The following is a 21,159-nucleotide window of genomic DNA, read 5'->3' as shown; positions in this document are numbered from 1 at the left end:
TTTGATTCGTTTAGCTCAGATGCAAAAGCAGTACTTTTTGCATTGCACCACTAGCTAAATAATTACAACTACAAATTAAATAAGGAAAATAAAATGGCTAAGGGGCAATCTCTACAAGACCCATTTCTAAACGCGCTACGTCGTGAGCGTATTCCAGTGTCTATCTACCTTGTGAACGGTATCAAACTACAAGGTCAGATCGAATCATTCGATCAATTCGTGATCCTGCTGAAAAATACTGTAAACCAAATGGTGTACAAGCACGCGATTTCTACAGTTGTGCCGGCTCGTCCTGTGAGCCACCACAGCGGTGATCGTCCTCAAGGTGACCGTCCACAAGAGAAATCAGAAGATTAATTCTTCATCGAGTATTTTTAAAATAAGGAGTTGATTGCTTGTTTGACCGTTATGAATCCGGTGAGCGAGCCGTACTTGTTCATATCAACTTCACGCAAGAAGGTGAATGGGAAGATCTGGCTGAGTTCGAAATGCTGGTTTCTTCCGCTGGGGTTGAGACGCTGCAAGTGGTAACTGGTAGTCGTCAATCCCCACACCCGAAATACTATGTCGGAGAGGGTAAGGCCCAAGAAATTGCTACTACGGTACAATTGACTGGTGCTGAAATTGTGATTTTTAATCACTCCCTCTCTCCTGCCCAAGAACGTAACCTCGAAGCACTGTGCAAATGTCGAGTTCTCGACCGCACTGGTCTCATCCTCGATATCTTTGCTCAACGAGCACGAACACACGAAGGTAAGCTACAGGTCGAGCTGGCCCAACTTCGACACATTTCTACTCGTTTAATTCGTGGTTGGACGCACCTTGAAAGGCAGAAAGGGGGGATCGGTTTACGTGGCCCGGGTGAAACCCAGCTGGAAACCGACCGTCGTTTATTGCGTGAACGAATCAAAGCCATCCTGCGCCGCCTAGAAAAGGTAGCCAAGCAGCGTGAACAAGGACGCCGTGCCCGAAATCGAGCTGAAATCCCAACAATTTCTCTCGTGGGTTACACCAACGCGGGTAAGTCGACACTCTTCAACCGAATAACCGAAGCTGGCGTGTATGCCGCTGACCAATTGTTTGCTACTTTGGATCCTACACTACGTAAGATGGAGTTAGCGGATGTTGGCCCAGCCATACTGGCAGATACGGTTGGTTTTATTCGACATTTGCCTCACGACTTGGTTGCTGCCTTCAAAGCGACCTTGCAGGAAACGCAAGAAGCTGACATTTTGTTACATGTTGTTGATGCCAGTGATGAGCGTTTTCGTGAGAATATTCAAGCTGTTCATGAAGTATTAGAAGAGATCGACGCGCACGAAGTGCCGACGCTTGTCGTCATGAACAAAATCGACAATCTAGAGTCGCAGACACCACGTATAGAACGTGATGAGGAAGGGGTTCCTCGTGCGGTCTGGGTATCTGCAATGGAAGGATTGGGCATTGAGCTCCTGTTTGACGCGCTGACGGAACGTCTGGCGTCGCAAATGGTCGAGCATCAGTTGCGAATTCCTCCACAGTATCAAGGAAGATTCCGTAGTACATTCTTCCAAATGAAGTGTATTCAACGTGAGGAATACGACCAGGATGGTAACTTGTTGATCGATATTCGAATGCAGCAAGTAGATTGGTCTAGACTTGAAAAAAGAGAAGGGGCAGTTTTGACTGACTTTATAGTCACTTAAAGGACTGCTACAGTATAACGTCATATCAAATGATGGAGCTTTCTAATGGCGTGGAATGAGCCTGGAAATAACAACGGCAACAATGGCCGCGATAATGACCCTTGGGGTAATAATAATCGTGGTGGCCAGCGTCCTGGTGGCCGAGATCAAGGTCCGCCAGATTTAGATGAAGTGTTCAACAAACTGAGTCAAAAGCTGGGTGGCAAGTTTGGTAAAAAAGGCGGCGGTGGTTCCTCTATCGGCGGTGGCGGTGGTGCAATTGGCTTTGGTGTCATTGCGATCATTGCAATTGCTGTGTGGATTTTCGCTGGTTTTTACACCATCGGTGAAGCAGAACGTGGTGTTGTACTGCGTTTAGGTAAATACGATCGTATCGTAGACCCAGGCCTTAACTGGCGTCCTCGTTTTATTGATGAATACGAAGCGGTTAACGTACAAGCGATTCGTTCACTACGTGCATCTGGTCTAATGCTGACGAAAGATGAAAACGTAGTTACGGTTGCAATGGACGTTCAATACCGAGTTGCTGACCCATACAAATACCTATACCGCGTGACTAATGCAGATGATAGCTTGCGTCAAGCAACAGACTCTGCGCTACGTGCGGTAATTGGTGATTCACTAATGGATAGCATTCTAACCAGTGGTCGTCAGCAAATTCGTCAAAGCACTCAAGAAACACTAAACCAAATCATCGATAGCTATGATATGGGTCTGGTGATTGTTGACGTGAACTTCCAGTCTGCACGTCCGCCAGAGCAAGTAAAAGATGCTTTTGATGACGCGATTGCTGCGCGTGAGGATGAAGAGCGTTTCATCCGTGAAGCAGAAGCTTACAAGAACGAAATCTTGCCGAAGGCAACGGGTCGTGCTGAACGTTTGAAGAAAGAAGCTCAAGGTTACAACGAGCGTGTAACTAACGAAGCATTAGGTCAAGTAGCACAGTTTGAAAAACTACTACCTGAATACCAAGCAGCGCCTGGCGTAACACGTGACCGTCTGTACATTGACGCGATGGAAGAGGTTTACACCAACACATCTAAAGTGTTGATCGACTCTGAATCAAGCGGCAACCTTTTGTACCTACCAATCGATAAATTGGCAGGTCAAGAAGGTCAAACAGACACTAAACGTAAATCGAAATCTTCTTCAACCTACGATCACATTCAACTAGAGTCTGAGCGTACACAAGAAGAAACATCGAACACGCAGTCTCGTTCAACAGGTACACGTCAAGGGAGATACTAAGAATGCGTAAGTTAATGATCCCTGTACTGGTAATCGCACTAGCATTGATGCTGATGTCTCTGTTTGTGATTCCTGAAGGTGAGCGCGGTATTGTGGTTCGATTTGGTCGTGTTCTTAAAGACAACAACGACATCACTCGAATTTATGAGCCGGGTCTGCATTTCAAAATGCCACTGTTTGATCGCGTGAAGCAGTTAGATGCTCGTATTCAAACGATGGATGGACGTGCTGACCGTTTCGTAACGTCAGAGAAAAAAGACGTTATCATCGATTCGTACGTGAAATGGCGTATTGAAGACTTCGGCCGTTACTACCTAGCAACAGGCGGTGGTAACTCTCTGACAGCTGAAGCACTTCTTGAGCGTAAAGTCACAGACGTACTTCGTTCTGAAATCGGTGCTCGTGAAATCAAACAAATCGTTTCAGGTCCACGTAATGATGACGTGCTACCAGAAGACGCAAGCAGTGATGAAGTGAACACAGAAGCGGCACGTGAAGCGTTAGAAATTGATGGTGAACGTGACCTAATCATGTCGGACGTACTGCGAGATACTCGAGAAAGTGCAATGAAAGACTTGGGTGTTCGTGTTGTCGATTTCCGTATGAAGAAAATCAACCTTCCTGATGAGATCAGTGAGTCAATTTACCGTCGTATGCGCGCTGAGCGTGAGTCGGTAGCTCGTAAGCACCGTTCTCAAGGTCGTGAGAAAGCAGAAATCATTCGTGCACAAGCGGAACTTGAAGTAGCAACCATTCTTGCAGAAGCGGATAAAACCGCTCGTGTTACACGCGGTGAAGCGGATGCAGAAGCAGCGAAGATCTATGCGAATGCATACAACAAAGATCCTGAGTTCTTCAGCTTCCTACGTTCTCTAAGAGCATACGAAAAATCATTCAGCTCTAAGAACGACATTCTTGTTCTGGATCCGAAGAGTGACTTCTTCCAGTACATGAATAACGCGAAAGGTGCGAAAGCTGAATAAGCGAACCATCTGAAATCTAAAAAGGCTCCGTAAGGAGCCTTTTTTGTATCGGTTGTACCGTTGGTTTTGGTATGCCACCAAACATTAGCTCATCATAAATGCGATGACGGCTCCCGCCACCACAAGGCAGCCACCAATGCGCCGTAGCTGGTTGTCCGGTTGTTCACTCAGCTGTGCCACCATGTTTCGCCAGCCGTTTGGCGCGATCAAAGGGCCTATGCCTTCGACAATTAAAACAAGTCCAATTGCTAGCCAAATAGAGTCAGACATAAAGATTTCCAGTCGAATTTAGAAAAGTAAATATTATCAGTGATGTATTGATTTCGAAATGTACAGCGTTGATGAGATTACATTCTGGTATCAACTCTGTGAACAAAAAATGACTGCAAGAATTGCGATTCGGTGCTAGAATCCATTTTTAACTAGCAATCAGACTTGGAAAGATGGGAAATAACGTAGTCGTTCTAGGCACCCAATGGGGTGACGAAGGTAAAGGTAAAATTGTAGACCTTTTAACTGAAGATGCAAAATACGTGGTGCGCTACCAAGGCGGTCACAACGCAGGTCACACTCTTGTAATTGACGGTGAAAAAACCGTTCTTCACTTAATTCCATCAGGTATCCTTCGCGATAACGTAAAATGTGTTATCGGTAACGGTGTTGTACTATCACCTGAAGCTCTACTTAAAGAAATGAAACCTCTTGAAGAGCGTGGTATTCCAGTACGCGAACGTCTTTTCATTTCTGAAGCATGTCCTCTAATTCTTCCTTACCACGTTGCAATGGACCAAGCTCGCGAAATCGCTCGCGGTAAAAAAGCTATCGGTACAACTGGCCGTGGTATCGGTCCTGCATACGAAGATAAAGTTGCTCGTCGCGGTCTACGCGTTGGCGACCTATTCGATATGGAAGCTTTCGCAGAGAAACTTAAAGAAGTTATGGAATACCACAACTTCCAACTAGTTAATTTCTACAAAGCTGAGCCAGTAAGCTACGAAGCAGTGCTTGAAGAAGCAAAAGGCTACGCAGAGCTACTAACTTCAATGGTTATCGACGTAACTGACGAACTAGACGCAGCACGCAAGCGCGGCGACAAGATCATGTTCGAAGGTGCGCAAGGTACACTACTTGATATCGACCACGGTACTTACCCATACGTAACTTCTTCTAACACGACTGCTGGTGGTGTTGCTGCAGGTTCTGGTTTCGGTCCTCGTCACATCGGTTACATTCTAGGTATCGCGAAAGCGTACTGTACTCGTGTTGGTGCAGGTCCATTCCCAACAGAACTGTACGATGGTCTAGAGAAGCAAGACCCAGTAGGTAAGCACCTAGGTACTGTAGGTCACGAGTTCGGCGCAACCACTGGTCGTCTACGTCGTACTGGTTGGTTCGATGCTGTAGCTATGCGTCGTGCAATCCAAATCAACTCTGTATCTGGTTTCTGTCTAACTAAACTAGACGTACTAGATGGTCTAGAAGAGCTAAAAATCTGTACTGGTTACAAGATGGAAGATGGCTCTGTACTAGAAGTTTCGCCAATGGCTGCTGAAGCATTCGAAAAAGCGACGCCAATCTACGAAACAATGCCAGGTTGGTCTGAGAACACATTTGGTGCTAAGTCACTAGATGCTCTACCACAAGCAGCTCTAAACTACATCAAACGTATCGAAGAGCTAACGGGCGTACCAGTAGACATCATCTCAACTGGTCCAGACCGTAACGAAACTATCATTAAGGTTCACCCATTCGAAGCTTAATAAGTACTCGTTAGAGATTTTAAAAGCCGACCTCAAGGTCGGCTTTTTTGTATCTGAGATAAAAATACCCACAGCGATAAATAATCTGCATATGGCAAGTTATTGCCGTTAAGCTTAAGGAAGAGGCAAAAATTGTCTAAAGCTTAGCTGCTGATTGCCGATAAGTTTATCAAGCAGAGGAGATCCTTGGCTGATCTTTGGTTTCTCAGATACCTTGAAGAGTACGTTTATGAAGTTACGAACAGTGGCTGCTTCACTGTTACTGATGCTGTCTGCCACAACAGTGCGAGCGAGTGCTGCTGATGTTGGCGCGCCAGTCCCCATCTACACCGAAGCAGAACTGATAAAGCTTATTGAGCAGAATAAGCATTTACAACGCGTGCGCGCTGATAACTGCCAGCTGGTGGAAGATATCGTAGCTCGTGCGACTCGAATTAACTTGCCTGCTTACGAGTTCCTATATGGCGACATGTTGGCGTGGGGCGTATGTGTCGAGCAAGATGTCGAGCTGGGGCTCTACTACATGGAAAATGCCGCGCAGCAAGGCTTACCTGCGGCATTAGAGCAGATTGGGCGTTACTATTCGCGCGGTACTTTGGTGCAACAAGACAAAGAGCGTGCGATTCCGTATTTGCGTGAAGCGGCTTCTATGGGTAATTTAAACGCGCGTATTCATCTGGCTGAATTGCTGCTACGCGATTACGGTAGTCCGTTGGACTATGAAGATGCTTACCGCTGGTTGTACAACTCGGTGACCGCCGATCAGCGTCAACACAAACGCATTGCCGTGTTAAGGCGTGGGCTAGAACAGCGTATGCCACAAAACATCATTGCACGCGCAAAAAGGCGTGACATGTTCTGGTAGATCTCCAGAAAATTCTCGGTAACTTCATACAACAAAGCCCACACTTCGTGGGCTTTGTTGTTTTCCCGATAGGTGAACGCGCTTAAACCACCTTATGTGGGCCAAAGCATTCGTAATGGAATTGTTCCTGAGGGACGCCAAGTTCTTGTAGCTGTTTCGCGACGTGCTGCATAAAGCCCACCGGACCACAGAAGTACACTTGTACGTTGTCTTGTTTGAGTGCGGCTTCGATTTCATGCAGGTTTACAAAGCCGGTAAAGTGGAAGTCTTCACCTATCTTGTCTTCTGCCGTTGGTTGGTTATACCAAATGAGCGCGTTCATGTTTTCTTTCGCCGTGACTAGCTGGTTTACGTGCTCTTTAAAGGCGTGGTGTTTGCTGTTTTCTGTTGCATGTACCCAAGTCACTGGCGCGTGATGTTCCGTCAAGCTTTCTAGCATTGACAGTGTTGGCGTAAGGCCGACACCTGCAGAAATCAGCACCACTGGTGTATTGGTATCTACATCCATAAAGAAATCACCCGCTGGCGCTGCGAGTTTTACTTTATCGCCGATGTTTAGCTCATCGTGCAGGTAGTTGGATACTTTACCGCCTTGTTCACGTTTTACGGAGATGCGGTAAGTGTTCTCTTGAACCGAAGAAGATAGGCTGTATTGACGGATCTCTTGGTTTTCAAACTTATCGCTGTTGATGTAGATGCCGAGGTACTGCCCAGGCTTGTACTTCGTCACTTTACTGCCATCCGTCGGTTTGAAAACAAAACTGCAAATGTGTTCACTTTCCAATTGTTTACCGACCAACTCAAACTCACGTAGCCCTCGCCAACCACCTTCTTGCGATGCATTCGCTTGATAGATTTGCTCTTCGCGCTGGATAAATACATTAGCCAATACGCCATAAGCTTCAGCCCACGCATCTAAAACTTCTTGGCCCGGATTGAATAACTCATCAATCGTAGCGATCAAATGTTTACCTACGATTTGATATTGATCTTTCGTGATCAAAAAGCTGGTGTGTTTATGCGCAATTTTCTCCACTGCGCCAAGCAGAGCAGGCAAGTTTTGAATGTTAGCAGCGTATGCACAGATGGCATTGAATAGCGCTTCACGCTGATCGCCATTGCGCTGATTGCTCATGTTGAAAATGTCTTTTAACTCAGGGTTGTGAGTAAACATGCGGTCATAGAAGTGAGCGGTCAGTTTTGGTCCTGTTTCTGCGATTAGTGGCGCGGTCGCTTTCACGATCTCAATGGTTTGATTGCTGAGCATAAGAACTTCCTATTTTTAAGTTGTATTTGTAATGCATGTTTAAAGTTGTATCTCAAATGTATCTTTCGATCAAGAAAAGATTTACACTTTTGTCGATAGCGTAAGTTAGTTGTTTCGTCACTGACATTGAGCTATTAAGTCGCACTCTGGGAGAGAACATGCAGTTAACGAGCTTTACTGATTACGCGCTGAGAACCTTGATTTACTTAGCATCATTGCCAAAAGATGAGCTGACCAATATCACTGAAGTGACGGATTTGTTTGGTGTGTCTCGTAATCATATGGTCAAAGTAATCAACCGTTTAGGGCAGCTAGGCTACGTGCATACCGTGCGCGGTAAAAACGGTGGTATTCGCTTGATGAAGCCAGCGTCTGAGATCACCGTTGGTGGTGTCGTGCGAGATTTGGAGCCGTTAGATTTGGTCAATTGTGGGGTGGAGTTTTGCCACATTACCCCCGCATGTCGCCTCAAAGATAAGCTTGCCAAAGCAAAAAGTGCCTTCCTCGCCGAGTTGGATGAGTGCACCATTGAATCCTTACTGAGCGATAACTCTGAGCTTTTGATCCTGCTTGCTCGCCCTTAGTTTATTTGCAGTTCCAGAGTCGATCTCGATCATTCTTTTTTCAAAGCAATTCTGTAGGTTATCGAGAGACTCAGATATACTAGCTCTATACCTTCCTTGCTAGATAGGCGTGCCTATGTCAGACAATATTCCAAACGATCCATTCGCAGATCGTGAATCCCAAAATTACGAAAATCCAATTCCAAGCCGAGAGTTCATCCTCGAGTTCCTTGAACAAGCGGGCGTACCAATGAATCGCAATGACTTGTTTGAAGCTTTAAAGTTAGCGGGCGAAGAGCAATACGAAGGGTTGCGCCGCCGTTTACGTGCCATGGAACGAGATGGTCAACTGGTGTTTACCCGCCGTCAGTGCTACGCATTGCCTGAAAAACTTGAAATGGTGAAAGGTTACGTGATTGGCCACAAAGATGGTCACGGTTGGGTACGTCCAGAAGGCAGCGTCGGCAAGGACGATGATATTTTGCTGCCACATCACCAAATGAAGAACATCATTCATGGTGATTTCGTGCTGGTGCAACCAACAGACAACAGCAAGCGTGGTCGTCGTGAAGGTCGCTTAGTTCGCGTACTTGAAGAGCGCAATAGCCAGATTGTTGGCCGCTTCTTCCTTGAGTACGGCTACTCATATGTTGTGCCGGATGATTCGCGTATCAGCCAAGATATTCTGATCCCGAACGAGCACAAAGCTGGCGCTCGTATGGGTAACGTCGTGGTGATTGAAATTACCGATCGTGGTTCTCGCTCGCGTGGCATGATGGGTAAAGTGGTTGAAGTTCTTGGTGAAAATATGGCGCCAGGTATGGAAACACAAATCGCAATTCGCACCCATCAAATCCCTTATGAGTGGCCAGAAGCGGTCGAAAAACAAATCGTAAACTTGGGCGAAGAAGTGCCTGAAGAAGCGAAAGTTGGCCGTGTTGACTTGCGTGAATTGCCGCTTGTTACTATTGACGGTGAAGATGCGCGAGACTTCGATGACGCCGTTTTCTGTGAGAAGAAAAAAGATGGTGGTTGGCGTCTTTGGGTCGCAATCGCAGACGTAAGCTACTACGTGCGCCCAGATTCAGCGTTAGACAAAGAAGCCATCAACCGTGGTAACTCTGTGTACTTCCCATCGCAAGTTGTCCCAATGTTGCCTGAAGTGCTTTCAAACGGTTTGTGTTCGCTTAACCCGCAAGTGGATCGCTTGTGTATGGTGTGTGAGATGACCATTTCTGAAAGCGGTAAGCTCTCAAGCTACAAGCACTACGAAGCGGTAATGAATTCCCACGCTCGTCTCACATACAGCAAAGTGAGCGCGATTCTTGAAGGTGATGAAGAACTGCGTGAACGCTACCAGCCACTCGTGTCGCATCTTGAAGAGTTGCACGCGATGTACAAAGTGTTGAAAGAAGCGCGTGATCAACGTGGTGCGATTGAGTTTGAGACCGTCGAAACCAAATTCATTTTTAATGCTGAGCGCAAGATTGAAAGCATTGAGCCAGTGATTCGTAATGATGCGCATAAGATCATCGAAGAATGTATGATCTTAGCTAACATTGCCTCGGCATCATTGGTAGAAAAAGCCAAAGAGCCTGCACTGTATCGTATTCACGAATCTCCGGGTGAGCTGCGCTTGCAAGGCTTCCGCGATTTCCTAAGTGAGCTAGGTTTAGAGTTGAAAGGTGGTTTAGAGCCTTCTCCGACAGACTACGCCGATCTCGCGCGTCAAATTGCAGGTCGTCAAGACCAAGAGCTGATCCAAACCATGCTGTTGCGCTCCATGAAGCAAGCGGTGTACAACGCGGACAACGCAGGCCACTTCGGTTTGGCGCTTAAGCGTTACGCGCACTTTACGTCACCAATTCGTCGTTACCCAGACTTGTTGCTGCACCGTGCTATCAAGTATTTGATCGCTAAAGAAGAAGGCCGCAACCAAGACCGTTGGACGCCAACGGGTGGTTACCATTACTCATTCGATGACATGGACTTCTACGGCGAACAATGTTCAATGACAGAGCGCCGCGCTGATGATGCAACGCGTGAAGTTGCGGATTGGTTGAAGTGTGAATACATGCAAGATCACGTCGGCGATGAGCTGGAAGGCGTGATTGCTAACGTCACCAGTTTTGGCTTCTTCGTGCGCTTGACCGATCTGCATATCGATGGTTTGGTGCATATTTCAACGCTTGCGAACGACTACTACCAGTTTGATCCTATTGGTCAAAGACTTATCGGTGAAAGCTTCGGTAACATCTATCGTCTGGGTGATGCGGTCAAAGTAAAAGTGCTGGCTGTTAACCTAGATGACAAGCAAATTGACTTTGAATTGGTCGAAACAAGTCGTAAGCTACGCGGCGAAGGTAAGACAGCTAAGAAACGAGCTGCGGAAGCGAAACGCAAAGCCAAAGAGAAAAAACGTGCGGCGACACGTTCTTCATCAAAAGAAGGTGCTACAGCGCGCGCTGTTCCTACTATTGAGCCAACTAAGCGCCCAGAACAAACGGATTCTGGCCGTAAACGCAAAGGGCCAAAACGTGGGGATGACGACAGCGCAAAGAAGCCAAAGGTGAAGAAAGCCCACAAGAAAAAGCCACACAGTAAGCCAAAGAAAACCAAGCGCACTAAGCAAGACGCGCAGTAGGCTGAAGCGCCAATCTGTTATCGCAGATTGGCGGTGAGCGAAGCACAGAAACAGGTTAAGTAATGAGTAACGAATTTATTTACGGCATTCATGCCGTGAAAGCGGTATTGGAACGCGAACCAGAACGTTTTATTGAAGCGTACGTTCTAAAAGGACGCCAAGACGATCGCCTAATGCCAATCTTGAACGATTTGCAGGTGTGTGGTGTTTCTATCCAACAAATGACGCGTAAAACCTTGGATGACAAAGCACATGGTGCAAACCACCAAGGCATCATCGCGCGCGTAAAACCAGCAAAACAGCTGAACGAAAACGACATCGACGACATCCTAGCTCAGCATGAGACACCGTTGCTATTGGTTTTGGATGGCGTGACTGACCCTCACAACCTGGGTGCCTGTTTACGTAACGCCGATGCTGCTGGTGTTGCTGCGATTATCGTTCCTAAAGATCGATCAGCACCAATGAATGCGACAGTAAGCAAAGTAGCCTGTGGCGCTGCAGAAGTGGTGCCTTTGATTCGTGTAACCAACCTAGCGCGCACAATGCGTACTCTGCAAGAGCAGGGCATCTGGTTCGTGGGTACGGCGGGTGAAGCGACACACGACATTTACCAAGCAAAACTGACTGGTCCTCTGGCAATTGTCATGGGCGCAGAAGGTGATGGCATGCGCCGCCTAACGCGAGAAACTTGCGATGATTTGATTAAAATCCCAATGGCAGGTAGCGTATCAAGTTTGAATGTGTCGGTTGCATCAGGCATCTGTTTATTCGAAGCAGTTCGTCAGCGCTTGGCTGCGAAGTAAGCGAATGAGAACATATGTCACTGAGCCCAAAGGCTTAGCGGCTTGAAGAATCAAACACATAGGGTGGGAAACCATCCTTTGTTATTTTTAGCTAGGGAAATTATGACTCAACAAGATATTAAACTGATTGCGTTCGATCTGGATGGCACATTGTTGGACAGCGTACCTGATTTGGCCGTTGCTGCAGACCAAGCGGTACAAGCTTTGGGTTACCCTGCAGTATCGGAAGAGCAAGTACGTGATTACGTAGGTAACGGTGCTGACGTCCTGATTGGTCGCGCGCTAAGCCAAAGCATGACCATCAGTAGCGATCTTAGTGAAGAGCTGTGTGCAAAAGGACGCGAGCTGTTTGATGACTTTTACGCGCAAAGCGGTCATCAGCTGAGCCATCTTTACCCAACAGTAAAAGAGACGCTAGAAGAGCTACATCAGGCAGGCTTTACGATGGCGCTTGTAACGAACAAACCATCGAAGTTTGTTCCAGAAATTCTAGAGCAACATGGCATTGCAAAATACTTCGTGGACGTATTGGGTGGTGATGCATTCCCTGAGAAAAAACCAAATCCAGTCGCACTGAACTGGTTGATGGAAAAACATCAGGTGAAAGCGAGCGAAATGCTGATGGTTGGCGACTCGAAGAATGACATCCTTGCGGCGAAAAACGCAGGTTGTGCTTCGTTTGGTTTAACATACGGTTACAACCATGGTGAGCCTATTTCAGCTTCAAACCCAGATTTTGTCGCAGACAGTTTATCTGAATTATTGGAAGTAGTAGCCGTTTCTGCATAACGGCAACAAAAGAGCTTCCAAAATACTTGTTAATGAGTACACTGAGTAAACCGTGCGCTAAAAGCCGCACGGTTTTTCATTTTAATTAGATTAAGAAGTCAAAGGAATCATTCTAATGAGCAAACCCATTGTATTGAGTGGTGTTCAACCGTCAGGTGAACTAAGTATCGGTAACTACTTGGGTGCTCTACGTCAATGGCAGCAGATGCAAGACGATTATGATTGCCAATACTGTGTTGTAGACCTTCACGCGGTTACGGTTCGCCAAGATCCTAAAGCCCTACATGAAGCGACTCTAGACGCATTGGCGATCTGTCTGGCAGTTGGTGTTGATCCGAAGAAGAGCACGCTATTTGTTCAGTCACACGTACCAGAGCATGCTCAACTTGGTTGGCTTCTTAACTGTTACACTCAAATGGGTGAACTGAGCCGTATGACTCAGTTTAAAGACAAGTCTGCACGTTACGCGAACGACGTAAACGTGGGTCTGTTTGATTACCCAGTGCTAATGGCAGCAGACATCCTGCTTTACGGCGCACACCAAGTGCCAGTAGGTAGCGACCAGAAGCAGCACCTAGAATTAGCGCGTGATATCGCAACGCGTTTCAACAACATTTACTCGCCAGAAAGCCCAATCTTCACGGTGCCTGAGCCATACATTCCAACGGTTAACGCGCGCGTAATGAGCCTTCAAGATGCGACGAAGAAAATGTCGAAGTCTGATGATAACCGTAAGAACGTTATCACGCTGCTTGAAGAGCCAAAATCGATCATCAAGAAGATCAACAAAGCGCAAACGGATACCGAAACGCCACCAAGCATTCGCCATGATGTTGAAAACAAAGCGGGTATTGCAAACCTAATGGGTCTTTACTCTGCAGCGACAGGCATGAGCTTTGAAGAGATTGAAGCGAAATACAAAGGCGTTGAAATGTACGGCCCATTCAAGAAAGACGTGGGTGAAGCGGTTGTTGCGATGCTTGAGCCAATTCAAGAAGAATACCGTCGTATTCGCGCAGATCGCGCGTTTATGGATGAAGTGATGAAGCAAGGCGCGGAGAAAGCATCGGCTCGCGCGGCGGAAACACTGAAAAAAGCATACGAAGCTGTTGGTTTTGTTGCTCGTCCGTAATCTCAAGTAATCCAATACCCAAAAAGCTCCACTTCGGTGGAGCTTTTTTTATGTGCTGAGAAAATTACTCGAAGGGTGTGTTGTCCATACAGCGCTCCATATCATAGTACTCAACGCGGCCACGAGCGCCTAAAAACGAAGACTTCACTACCATCCCACGATCCACATAATTAGTGAGGAAAACACAGGATATCTCGTAACTTAACTGTTTGATTTTATATGGCTCCCAGTAATAGTCTGGTCCAGGCAGGCGGGCACGAAAAGAAATGACACCATCGTCACTGACTTCAAACTCTTCCATTCCCTTGAACTCATTTTTTGCTGATTGGATAGTTTTTTGATTGGCGGTTGGGTAAAGCGGTTTAGAAGATGTTAGCTGACAGCCCGTCATAAGCCCAAACGCGGAGAGAGCTAGCCCAATACGTTGAATTGTTTTCATTGATTTTTCCACGATAGATGATGGATGAGATCTTATTGTCTCGCGTTGGTTTTATAACGCTTGTGTATGTTTTTCTCCACTGTGTTGTCGGAATTTATCATTTTTGATTGATAAAAATTTGAAGTGTAAATGGCGAGTGCGCAAAGCGGGGGAGTAAATAACAAGCGAGAGCCTGAAATAAACTAAAGTAGCAATATTCTAAATTAGTAATTAATTATATTTAATGAAGCATGAAAGCGCTCGAAATAATAACTTGGTGTACCAAGAAAGCATTGATGTATTCCATAACATGGAACGGAAAAATAAACTGAGCAATTAGTCTAATTTTTCTTTCCAGCTGCACTACTGGACTGTATTTATTACAAAATATGTTTGAATACGCTGTTTTGGCATATTTTTATAGATTCACATGTGATTTATTTCACGGCTTTTACTGCTCTTTCTTATTTATTTCATAAATAAACCTGATAGTAGACGCAAATGGTAGGCTCTGATCGGAGCTTAGTTTGCATTTAAATAAATATCAGGTACGACAATGGACACGTTAATCAAACCCTCAATACTTGCATTAACCATCGCCAGTGCGCTTAGCGCTAACGCGAATGCAGAAATTATCATTTCCCAGTACGTAGAAGGTGGCTCGTATAATAAAGCGGTCGAGATCGCGAATACCGGTGATGCCGCAGTCACGCTAACAGGTTATGAGCTAGCGAAATCATCTAATGGTGGTGGCACTTGGGGCAGCAAGATCGATTTGAGCCAAGTGACGTTGCAAGCGAAGCAGGTGTTTGTTCTTGCCCATGGTGATGCCAGCGATGCGATTAAAGCAGTGGCTGACCAGACCGATAAAAACGTCGCGAACTTTAATGGTGACGATCCTCTCGCACTACTAAAAGATGGTGAAGTTCACGACATGGTTGGCGTGATGGGTGGTGTGGCATTTGGCAAAGACGCCACTTTGGTACGCAACGGTGACGCACTGACGCCTTCTGCGACTTTCCAATCTTCTCAATGGACAACATTAACGAAAGACAACATTGATGGCTTGGGCGAGCTGAACGCAGCTGAGCCACCTGCAGCGTTTGTGTGTGAAGTGGATGGACACGCGCCAACGTTCACATCCATTCAAAACATTCAAGGTGAAGGTGCTTCTTCGCCATTTATCGATGGTTACCCATACATTACGACAGAAGAGCATTTTGTTACTGGTGTCGTGAGCACTGTTACTAGCGGTTTGACGAAAGGCTTCTACCTGCAAGCTATCGAGAATGATAACAACGATAAGACGTCAGAAGGTCTATTTATTCATACGAACGCCGCCGATACCGAGCTAAAGCCTGGTGACGTAGTTTGTGTGAAAGGTAAGATTCAGGAGTACTACAGCAATACTCAGCTTTCTTCTGACGCAACCAGCTATGTAAAAACTGGCACGTCAGACATTCCATTGGTGACGCCGCTTGTGATCAAAGAAGGCGAAACTCTGCGTGATGCATTAGAGCGCTATGAAGGGATGCAAGTGACGCTGAACTCAGCCAGTGATTTGTTTGTTACTCGCAACTTCTCTTACGATTACGATTCAAAACGTAACAACATGATGTTGTCGCACCAAGCTCCGCTCTTTAAGCCAACTCAGCTTCACGCAGCAGACAGTGCAGAAGCGGTCGCATTAGCAAAACAAAATGCAGAGAATCGAGTTTTCCTAGAATCTGATGCCAAAGCACCGAACGGCAAAATTCCTTACTACCCTGAGTTTGGTCAAGATTTGGATCAAGACGGTTCATCTGAACAGCACATTCGCTTAGGTTCGCGCGTTGAAGGTTTACAGGGCGTAGTGAATTACAGCTACAACGAATACCGTCTGATCGCGACGAATGATGTAAATAACACTAACTTTGTGGCAGCAGGTGATGGCTTTGATGTAGAGCGTAAAGCGGCGCCAGCTATCGCTGAGTCGGATTTACGCGTTGCAAGCTTTAACGTGCTTAACTACTTCACTTCGGTTGCAGACAGCGGAAACAACAACCCGACAGGCCAAAACCGTGGCGCGACGAATCACGATGAGTTCTTGATCCAACAAGCGAAGATCGTGTCTGCGATGAACAAGATGGATGCTGACATCATTGGTTTGATGGAAGTGGAGAATAACGGCTTCGGTGATGGCAGTGCTGTGCAAAACTTGGTGGATGCATTGAATGCAGAAATCGATGACGCAGACGATCATTACACTTACGTTGAAATCGCAGATAAAGACAAGTACCAAGAAGAGTACTTCGGAAGTGATGCGATCATGGTTGCTATCTTGTACCGCGCGAAAGTGGTCACGCCAAAAGAAGCGGCGAAAGTGATCTTCACGCCAGAGCAGCACATTGCCGAAAACACCATTACTCGTAAAGATGGTGCTGAGAGCAACCCTGCGTACGACAAATACCAACGCCACAGCTTGTTGCAAACCTTCACGGTACAAGAGAGCGGTGAAGATCTTTCTATCGTCGTTAACCACTTCAAATCGAAAGGTTCTGAATGTATTGAAGAGTGGATCGCTGGCGTAGAAGACTCGGAGCCTGCGGATCTGCAAGGTAACTGTAACAACTTCCGTGTTTCTGCTGCGCACGCAGTGGGTGAAGCGTTGAAAGACGTGAAAGGCGATGTGTTGCTGATGGGGGATCTCAATGCGTATGGTATGGAAGATCCACTACTGACACTGACTGATTACTCGAAAGAGAAATACGGACGTGATATTTACACGGCGGGTTACACCACAATCAACGGTGGTGAGTTGCAAGTTGAGCAAACGCAAATCAAACAAGGTTACGGCCTGAACAACCTTAATACCTTGCTGCATGGCACAGACACGTTCTCGTACACCTATTCTGGTGAGCTGGGCAATTTAGACCACGCCTTGGCAAGCAACAGCTTGGCGCAAAAAGTGGTAGCGATTGAAGATTGGCACATTAACTCACTAGAAAGTAACTTGTTTGAGTACGGCAGCAAATACACAGGTGATATGCCGAAATACAAAGACGCGTTCTCGGCATCTGACCACGATCCTGTGATCATCGCGATTGATTTACCTGATACGGACATCGATTTACCGAAAGCGGGTGAAAACTTAGCGGTAGATGTACGTTTGCCACCAAATGCGCTTGCAGGTGACATCGTGACTGTTAGCTTAACCGTCGCGACTCAAGCTGCCGCTGTAAGTAGTGATGCAAAAGCTTACTCAGCGAGCAAGACTTTAGATCAAACGGACATTAAAGCGCGCAGCGTGAATGTTGAGTTTGAACAGGCGCCAGAGCAAGGTAACTACCAACTGGAAGAGAAAGTGACAGACTCGACTGGCAACGTCGTTAAGTTTAGCTCTGCTCGTGCAGTCTCTATGACTCAACCTGAAACGGGCACCACAGATTCGAAAGACTCTGATGGTGGTTCGTTTGGGTTTGGTGCACTGCTAGCAATGCTTGGACTTGGCTTGTTCCGCCGCCGCCGTTAAGCCACTCCTGTCCTAAAAACATAGCTGTAAAACTCAAAGGCCAGCCGATGCTGGCCTTTTTATTGCGCAAAGACTTGCCTTTCTAATTGGGTGTTGCAAAATACCGCCCTCAATTGTGGTAAACCAGACAATTGATCCTTAAGCCTTGCCAAAACGGATTGGAGCAGCCGACACGTTATGTTGTTGATCATCGATAACTACGATTCTTTCACTTACAACCTTTATCAATACTTTTGCGAGCTTGGTGCTCAGGTAAAGGTCGTGCGCAATGACGAAATCGACATTCAAGGTATCGAAGCCCTCAATCCAACCCATTTGGTGATTTCCCCTGGGCCTTGTACGCCAAACGAAGCGGGTATTTCCCTGCAAGCCATAGAGCATTTTGCCGGTAAGCTTCCTATTTTAGGGGTGTGCCTTGGCCATCAAGCCATTGCGCAAGTGTTCGGTGGCGAAGTTGTGCGTGCGAGACAAGTCATGCATGGTAAAACATCGCCTATCCGCCATACGGGTCGCAGTGTGTTTAAAAATCTAAATAACCCACTTACGGTAACCCGCTACCACTCTCTCGTGGTGAAAAACGGCACGTTACCCGATGTGTTTGAATTGACCGCTTGGACGGAACTGCCTGATGGAAGCATGGACGAAATTATGGGATATCAGCACAAAACCCTGCCTATTGATGCTGTGCAGTTTCATCCAGAATCAATCAAAACTGAGCAAGGACATGAGCTGTTAGCCAACTTTCTTGCACGCAGAGCGATCTGATCTCGATCACTTTTCTTAACAAATTGTTCATCTTTTTGACGGTGTAAGTGGAATGCAAAACTATGCGTTTCATGGTTGATGGTCTGCTTATGCACGCCATTTTGACTCGTCTAACCCCTGTATTACATAACTTTTATAAAAATTCACTTCTCTATTTTACTTTCTTGATGCATAAATACTCATAAGTAGTGATTAATGGCAGTTGCGCAGCAATACGAAAAGAATAAATCACTATTGAAATGGTTAATTAAATGTAAATACAATGCCGCAATAGCTTAAATGCAAAACATTATTTGCTGGCAACGATGGCCGGTTAAATTCGCTTATCTGCTACGCATGCGGTATCAAGAAGGAATGTGCAATGACAACGGAAATTAAAGTAGAGCGCGGTTTATTCGATGAGGTGATGGTACCTTGCTATAACCCGATGGAAATGATCCCTGTAAGAGGCAAAGGCTCACGTATTTGGGATCAGGACGATAACGAGTACATCGACTTTGCTGGTGGTATTGCAGTGAGCTGCTTGGGTCATTGTCATCCAGTAATGGTTGATGCGTTGACTGAGCAAGGCAACAAGCTGTGGCATCTAAGTAACGTGATGACGAACGAGCCGGCACTTCGCCTTGCGAAAAAGCTAACTGAAGTGAGCTTTGCTGAACGCGTATTCTTTGCCAACTCGGGCGCAGAAGCAAACGAAGCGGCACTGAAATTAGCACGCCGTTACGCGGCAGATGTTCATGGCCCTGAAAAATCAGAAATCATCGCGTTTAAACAAGGTTTCCACGGTCGTACATTCTTTACTGTGACGGTTGGCGGTCAAGCGGCTTACTCAGACGGTTTTGGTCCTAAGCCAGGCGATGTTACGCACTTACCATACAACGATATCGAAGCACTTCAAGCACACATGTCGGATCGCACATGTGCGGTTATGATGGAGCCGCTACAAGGCGAAGGCGGCATCGTGCCACCAACTCCGGAATTTGCCCAAGCAGTACGTGAACTGTGTGACAAGCACAACGCGCTACTTATCTTTGATGAAGTTCAAACGGGTAACGGACGTACTGGTCATTTCTATGCTTACCAAGGTCTAGGCATCACGCCAGACATTCTAAGCACAGCGAAATCACTGGGTGGTGGTTTCCCTATCGGTGCAATGCTAACAACAGCAAAACTGGCTGAGCATCTGAAAGTGGGCACTCACGGTTCAACATACGGTGGTAACCCATTGGCATGTGCAGTGGCAGAAGCGGTCGTTAACGAAGTGACAAAACCAGAAGTGCTTGCTGGTGTTTTAGAGCGCGAAGCGCTGTTCCGCGCAGGTCTAGAAAAGATCAATGCGAAGTACAACCTATTCTCTGAAGTTCGTGGCAAAGGTCTATTGCTAGGCGCTGCGCTGAATGAAGAGTGGCAAGGCCGTGCACGTGATGTGCTGGTTGCTGCAGGTAAACAAGGTCTATTGGTATTGGTTGCGGGTGCCAATGTCGTGCGTTTCACACCATCACTCGTTATCACACAACAAGAAATTGAAGAAGGCTTGGCGAAACTGGATAAAGCCATCGCGACTTTAGTTTAAGCGCGATATCAGTTTAAACGTCAACGCAGACACCCCCGTCAAGGATCTCTGATGGGGGAATTGTTCCTACAATATAGTTAGGATCTTCTTGCATCTGGAGGGAGTATTGATGCTAGTAGTTCGCCCTATCGCGATGTCGGATTATGACGCGCTGCACACTTGTGCGGTGGAGTCTGGTCACGGATTTACATCTCTACCGGTTAACGAAGAACTGTTAACCAATCGAATCAAACACTCGGAGTACAGCTTTGGTAAACCCGACGTGACCGAACCCGGTGACGAAGGCTACCTAATGGTGGGTTTTGACTCTGAATCGGGTGAGGTTGCGGGTACCACCGGAATCGAAGCATCTATTGGCTGGGACGTACCGTTCTACTCATATCACATCAGTAAAGTGGTTCACTCTTCGCCAAAACTCGGCGTAAATAACGTCGTTAAACTACTGACATTTGGCAACAACTACACGGGGAACAGTGAGATTTGTACGCTGTTTCTACGCGAAAAATATCGCCAGGGCCTAAATGGCCGTCTGATGTCTAAGTGCCGTTTTCTTATGATGGCGGAGCACCCAGAGCGTTTCTCTAAAACCATCTTTGCCGAGATGCGTGGCGTCTCTGATGCGAATGGTAATTCTCCATTCTGGCAATGGTTACAAGAGCATTTCTTCTCTATTGATTTCACACTTGCAGATTATCTTACCGGCATCGGCAAGAAAGGCTTTATCGCTGACTTGATGCCAAAGCTGCCAATTTACATCAACCTATTGAGCCCAGAAGCACAAGCGGTGATTGGTCAAGTGCATGACAACACGCGCCCAGCGCTGAAGCTGCTAGAGCGTGAAGGATTTACCAACCGTGGCTACGTCGACATCTTCGATGGCGGTCCAACGGTTGAATGTGACTTACGCAATATCGAATCGGTACGTCATTCATTCCGTGCTCAAGTCAAAATCTCAGCGCATACCAGCACTCAAGACTTCTTGATGTGTAACTCGTCATTCGAGAACTTCCGTGCCGCTGCAGCAAAAGCTGCGTACGACGCAGAAACGCAAAGCGTTGTGTTGGCGCCTGAATTAGCTGATGCGCTCTTGGTGAAGGAAGGGGATTTCGTTCGCCTTCTACCGCAGTAACAGACGACAGAATTTAAGGAT

Annotated in this window: 18 protein-coding genes; 15 read left to right on the top strand and 3 right to left on the bottom strand. The window is 46.6% G+C overall.

Features of this window, described 5'->3' with window-relative positions:
* Nucleotides 1-93: 93 nt before the first annotated feature.
* Genes hfq through hflC form a run of 4 tightly spaced genes read left to right on the top strand, consistent with a single transcriptional unit; the run spans nucleotide 94 to nucleotide 3,916 of the window.
* Entirely contained in the window at nucleotides 94-357 is a 264-nt protein-coding gene (gene hfq / locus ACF8OV_RS13560; RefSeq protein WP_005438329.1) for an RNA chaperone Hfq, read from the top strand.
* A gap of 38 nt (nucleotides 358-395) precedes the next feature.
* Nucleotides 396-1,685 carry a ribosome rescue GTPase HflX gene (hflX, locus tag ACF8OV_RS13555; protein ID WP_005496507.1) on the top strand — a complete coding sequence of 430 codons (1,290 nt, stop codon included), beginning with the start codon at nucleotides 396-398 and terminating at the stop codon, nucleotides 1,683-1,685.
* 45 nt (nucleotides 1,686-1,730) lie between these two features.
* Complete coding sequence (hflK, locus tag ACF8OV_RS13550; RefSeq protein WP_005460667.1) at nucleotides 1,731-2,933, top strand: FtsH protease activity modulator HflK; 1,203 nt, start codon at nucleotides 1,731-1,733, stop codon at nucleotides 2,931-2,933.
* A 2-nt stretch (nucleotides 2,934-2,935) separates the two neighbouring features.
* A complete protein-coding gene (gene hflC, locus ACF8OV_RS13545; protein ID WP_005460668.1) occupies nucleotides 2,936-3,916 on the top strand; it encodes a protease modulator HflC in 981 nt (326 codons plus the stop codon).
* An 84-nt stretch (nucleotides 3,917-4,000) separates the two neighbouring features.
* On the opposite strand, the gene ACF8OV_RS13540 is transcribed toward hflC, so the two are convergent.
* The gene (locus ACF8OV_RS13540) at nucleotides 4,001-4,186 is read right to left on the bottom strand and encodes a DUF2065 domain-containing protein (RefSeq protein WP_005480030.1); all 186 of its coding nucleotides are present in this window, start codon (nucleotides 4,184-4,186) and stop codon (nucleotides 4,001-4,003) included.
* 173 nt (nucleotides 4,187-4,359) lie between these two features.
* Here ACF8OV_RS13540 and ACF8OV_RS13535 point away from each other — a divergent pair, with 173 nt between their 5' ends.
* Nucleotides 4,360-5,676: an adenylosuccinate synthase gene (locus ACF8OV_RS13535; protein WP_005460670.1), complete on the top strand. Its 1,317-nt coding sequence runs from the start codon at nucleotides 4,360-4,362 to the stop codon at nucleotides 5,674-5,676.
* Nucleotides 5,677-5,905: 229 nt separating this feature from the next.
* The gene (locus tag ACF8OV_RS13530; RefSeq protein ID WP_005496512.1) at nucleotides 5,906-6,541 is read left to right on the top strand and encodes a flagellar protein MotX; all 636 of its coding nucleotides are present in this window, start codon (nucleotides 5,906-5,908) and stop codon (nucleotides 6,539-6,541) included.
* A gap of 82 nt (nucleotides 6,542-6,623) precedes the next feature.
* Here ACF8OV_RS13530 and hmpA read toward each other — a convergent pair whose 3' ends face one another.
* Nucleotides 6,624-7,808 (bottom strand): NO-inducible flavohemoprotein, encoded by a 1,185-nt coding sequence (gene hmpA, locus ACF8OV_RS13525; protein WP_065780600.1) that lies wholly within the window; start codon nucleotides 7,806-7,808, stop codon nucleotides 6,624-6,626.
* 158 nt (nucleotides 7,809-7,966) lie between these two features.
* On the opposite strand from hmpA, the gene nsrR reads away from it, so the two are divergent.
* The 5 genes from nsrR (at nucleotide 7,967) to trpS (ending at nucleotide 13,742) form a co-directional block, all read left to right on the top strand.
* On the top strand, nucleotides 7,967-8,392 hold the full coding sequence (nsrR, locus tag ACF8OV_RS13520) for a nitric oxide-sensing transcriptional repressor NsrR (protein ID WP_005460673.1): 426 nt from the start codon (nucleotides 7,967-7,969) through the stop codon (nucleotides 8,390-8,392).
* A 115-nt stretch (nucleotides 8,393-8,507) separates the two neighbouring features.
* A complete protein-coding gene (gene rnr / locus ACF8OV_RS13515; RefSeq protein WP_025533719.1) occupies nucleotides 8,508-11,015 on the top strand; it encodes a ribonuclease R in 2,508 nt (835 codons plus the stop codon).
* A 62-nt stretch (nucleotides 11,016-11,077) separates the two neighbouring features.
* Nucleotides 11,078-11,821 carry a 23S rRNA (guanosine(2251)-2'-O)-methyltransferase RlmB gene (gene rlmB, locus ACF8OV_RS13510; protein ID WP_005455666.1) on the top strand — a complete coding sequence of 248 codons (744 nt, stop codon included), beginning with the start codon at nucleotides 11,078-11,080 and terminating at the stop codon, nucleotides 11,819-11,821.
* A gap of 102 nt (nucleotides 11,822-11,923) precedes the next feature.
* On the top strand, nucleotides 11,924-12,610 hold the full coding sequence (locus tag ACF8OV_RS13505) for a phosphoglycolate phosphatase (protein ID WP_031855206.1): 687 nt from the start codon (nucleotides 11,924-11,926) through the stop codon (nucleotides 12,608-12,610).
* 115 nt (nucleotides 12,611-12,725) lie between these two features.
* Nucleotides 12,726-13,742: a tryptophan--tRNA ligase gene (gene trpS, locus ACF8OV_RS13500; RefSeq protein WP_005468382.1), complete on the top strand. Its 1,017-nt coding sequence runs from the start codon at nucleotides 12,726-12,728 to the stop codon at nucleotides 13,740-13,742.
* Between the two features lie 64 nt (nucleotides 13,743-13,806).
* On the opposite strand, the gene ACF8OV_RS13495 is transcribed toward trpS, so the two are convergent.
* On the bottom strand, nucleotides 13,807-14,181 hold the full coding sequence (locus ACF8OV_RS13495) for a hypothetical protein (RefSeq protein WP_021484688.1): 375 nt from the start codon (nucleotides 14,179-14,181) through the stop codon (nucleotides 13,807-13,809).
* A gap of 535 nt (nucleotides 14,182-14,716) precedes the next feature.
* Here ACF8OV_RS13495 and ACF8OV_RS13490 point away from each other — a divergent pair.
* The 4 genes from ACF8OV_RS13490 to astA all read left to right on the top strand — a co-directional run bounded on the left by ACF8OV_RS13490 (nucleotide 14,717) and on the right by astA (nucleotide 21,138).
* Nucleotides 14,717-17,671: an ExeM/NucH family extracellular endonuclease gene (locus ACF8OV_RS13490; protein WP_274056177.1), complete on the top strand. Its 2,955-nt coding sequence runs from the start codon at nucleotides 14,717-14,719 to the stop codon at nucleotides 17,669-17,671.
* A 177-nt stretch (nucleotides 17,672-17,848) separates the two neighbouring features.
* On the top strand, nucleotides 17,849-18,436 hold the full coding sequence (locus ACF8OV_RS13485; protein ID WP_005458124.1) for an aminodeoxychorismate/anthranilate synthase component II: 588 nt from the start codon (nucleotides 17,849-17,851) through the stop codon (nucleotides 18,434-18,436).
* Between the two features lie 361 nt (nucleotides 18,437-18,797).
* Complete coding sequence (locus ACF8OV_RS13480; protein ID WP_005458126.1) at nucleotides 18,798-20,009, top strand: aspartate aminotransferase family protein; 1,212 nt, start codon at nucleotides 18,798-18,800, stop codon at nucleotides 20,007-20,009.
* 109 nt (nucleotides 20,010-20,118) lie between these two features.
* Nucleotides 20,119-21,138 carry an arginine N-succinyltransferase gene (gene astA, locus ACF8OV_RS13475; RefSeq protein WP_005458129.1) on the top strand — a complete coding sequence of 340 codons (1,020 nt, stop codon included), beginning with the start codon at nucleotides 20,119-20,121 and terminating at the stop codon, nucleotides 21,136-21,138.
* Nucleotides 21,139-21,159: the final 21 nt, after the last annotated feature.

Origin of the sequence: Vibrio sp. GLN_1 (genome assembly GCF_043106015.1) — a bacterium.
Taxonomy (GTDB): Bacteria; Pseudomonadota; Gammaproteobacteria; order Enterobacterales; family Vibrionaceae; genus Vibrio; species Vibrio parahaemolyticus.
The sequence above is the reverse complement of the archived record's forward strand: the minus strand, read 5'-3'. Positions and strand labels throughout refer to the sequence as shown.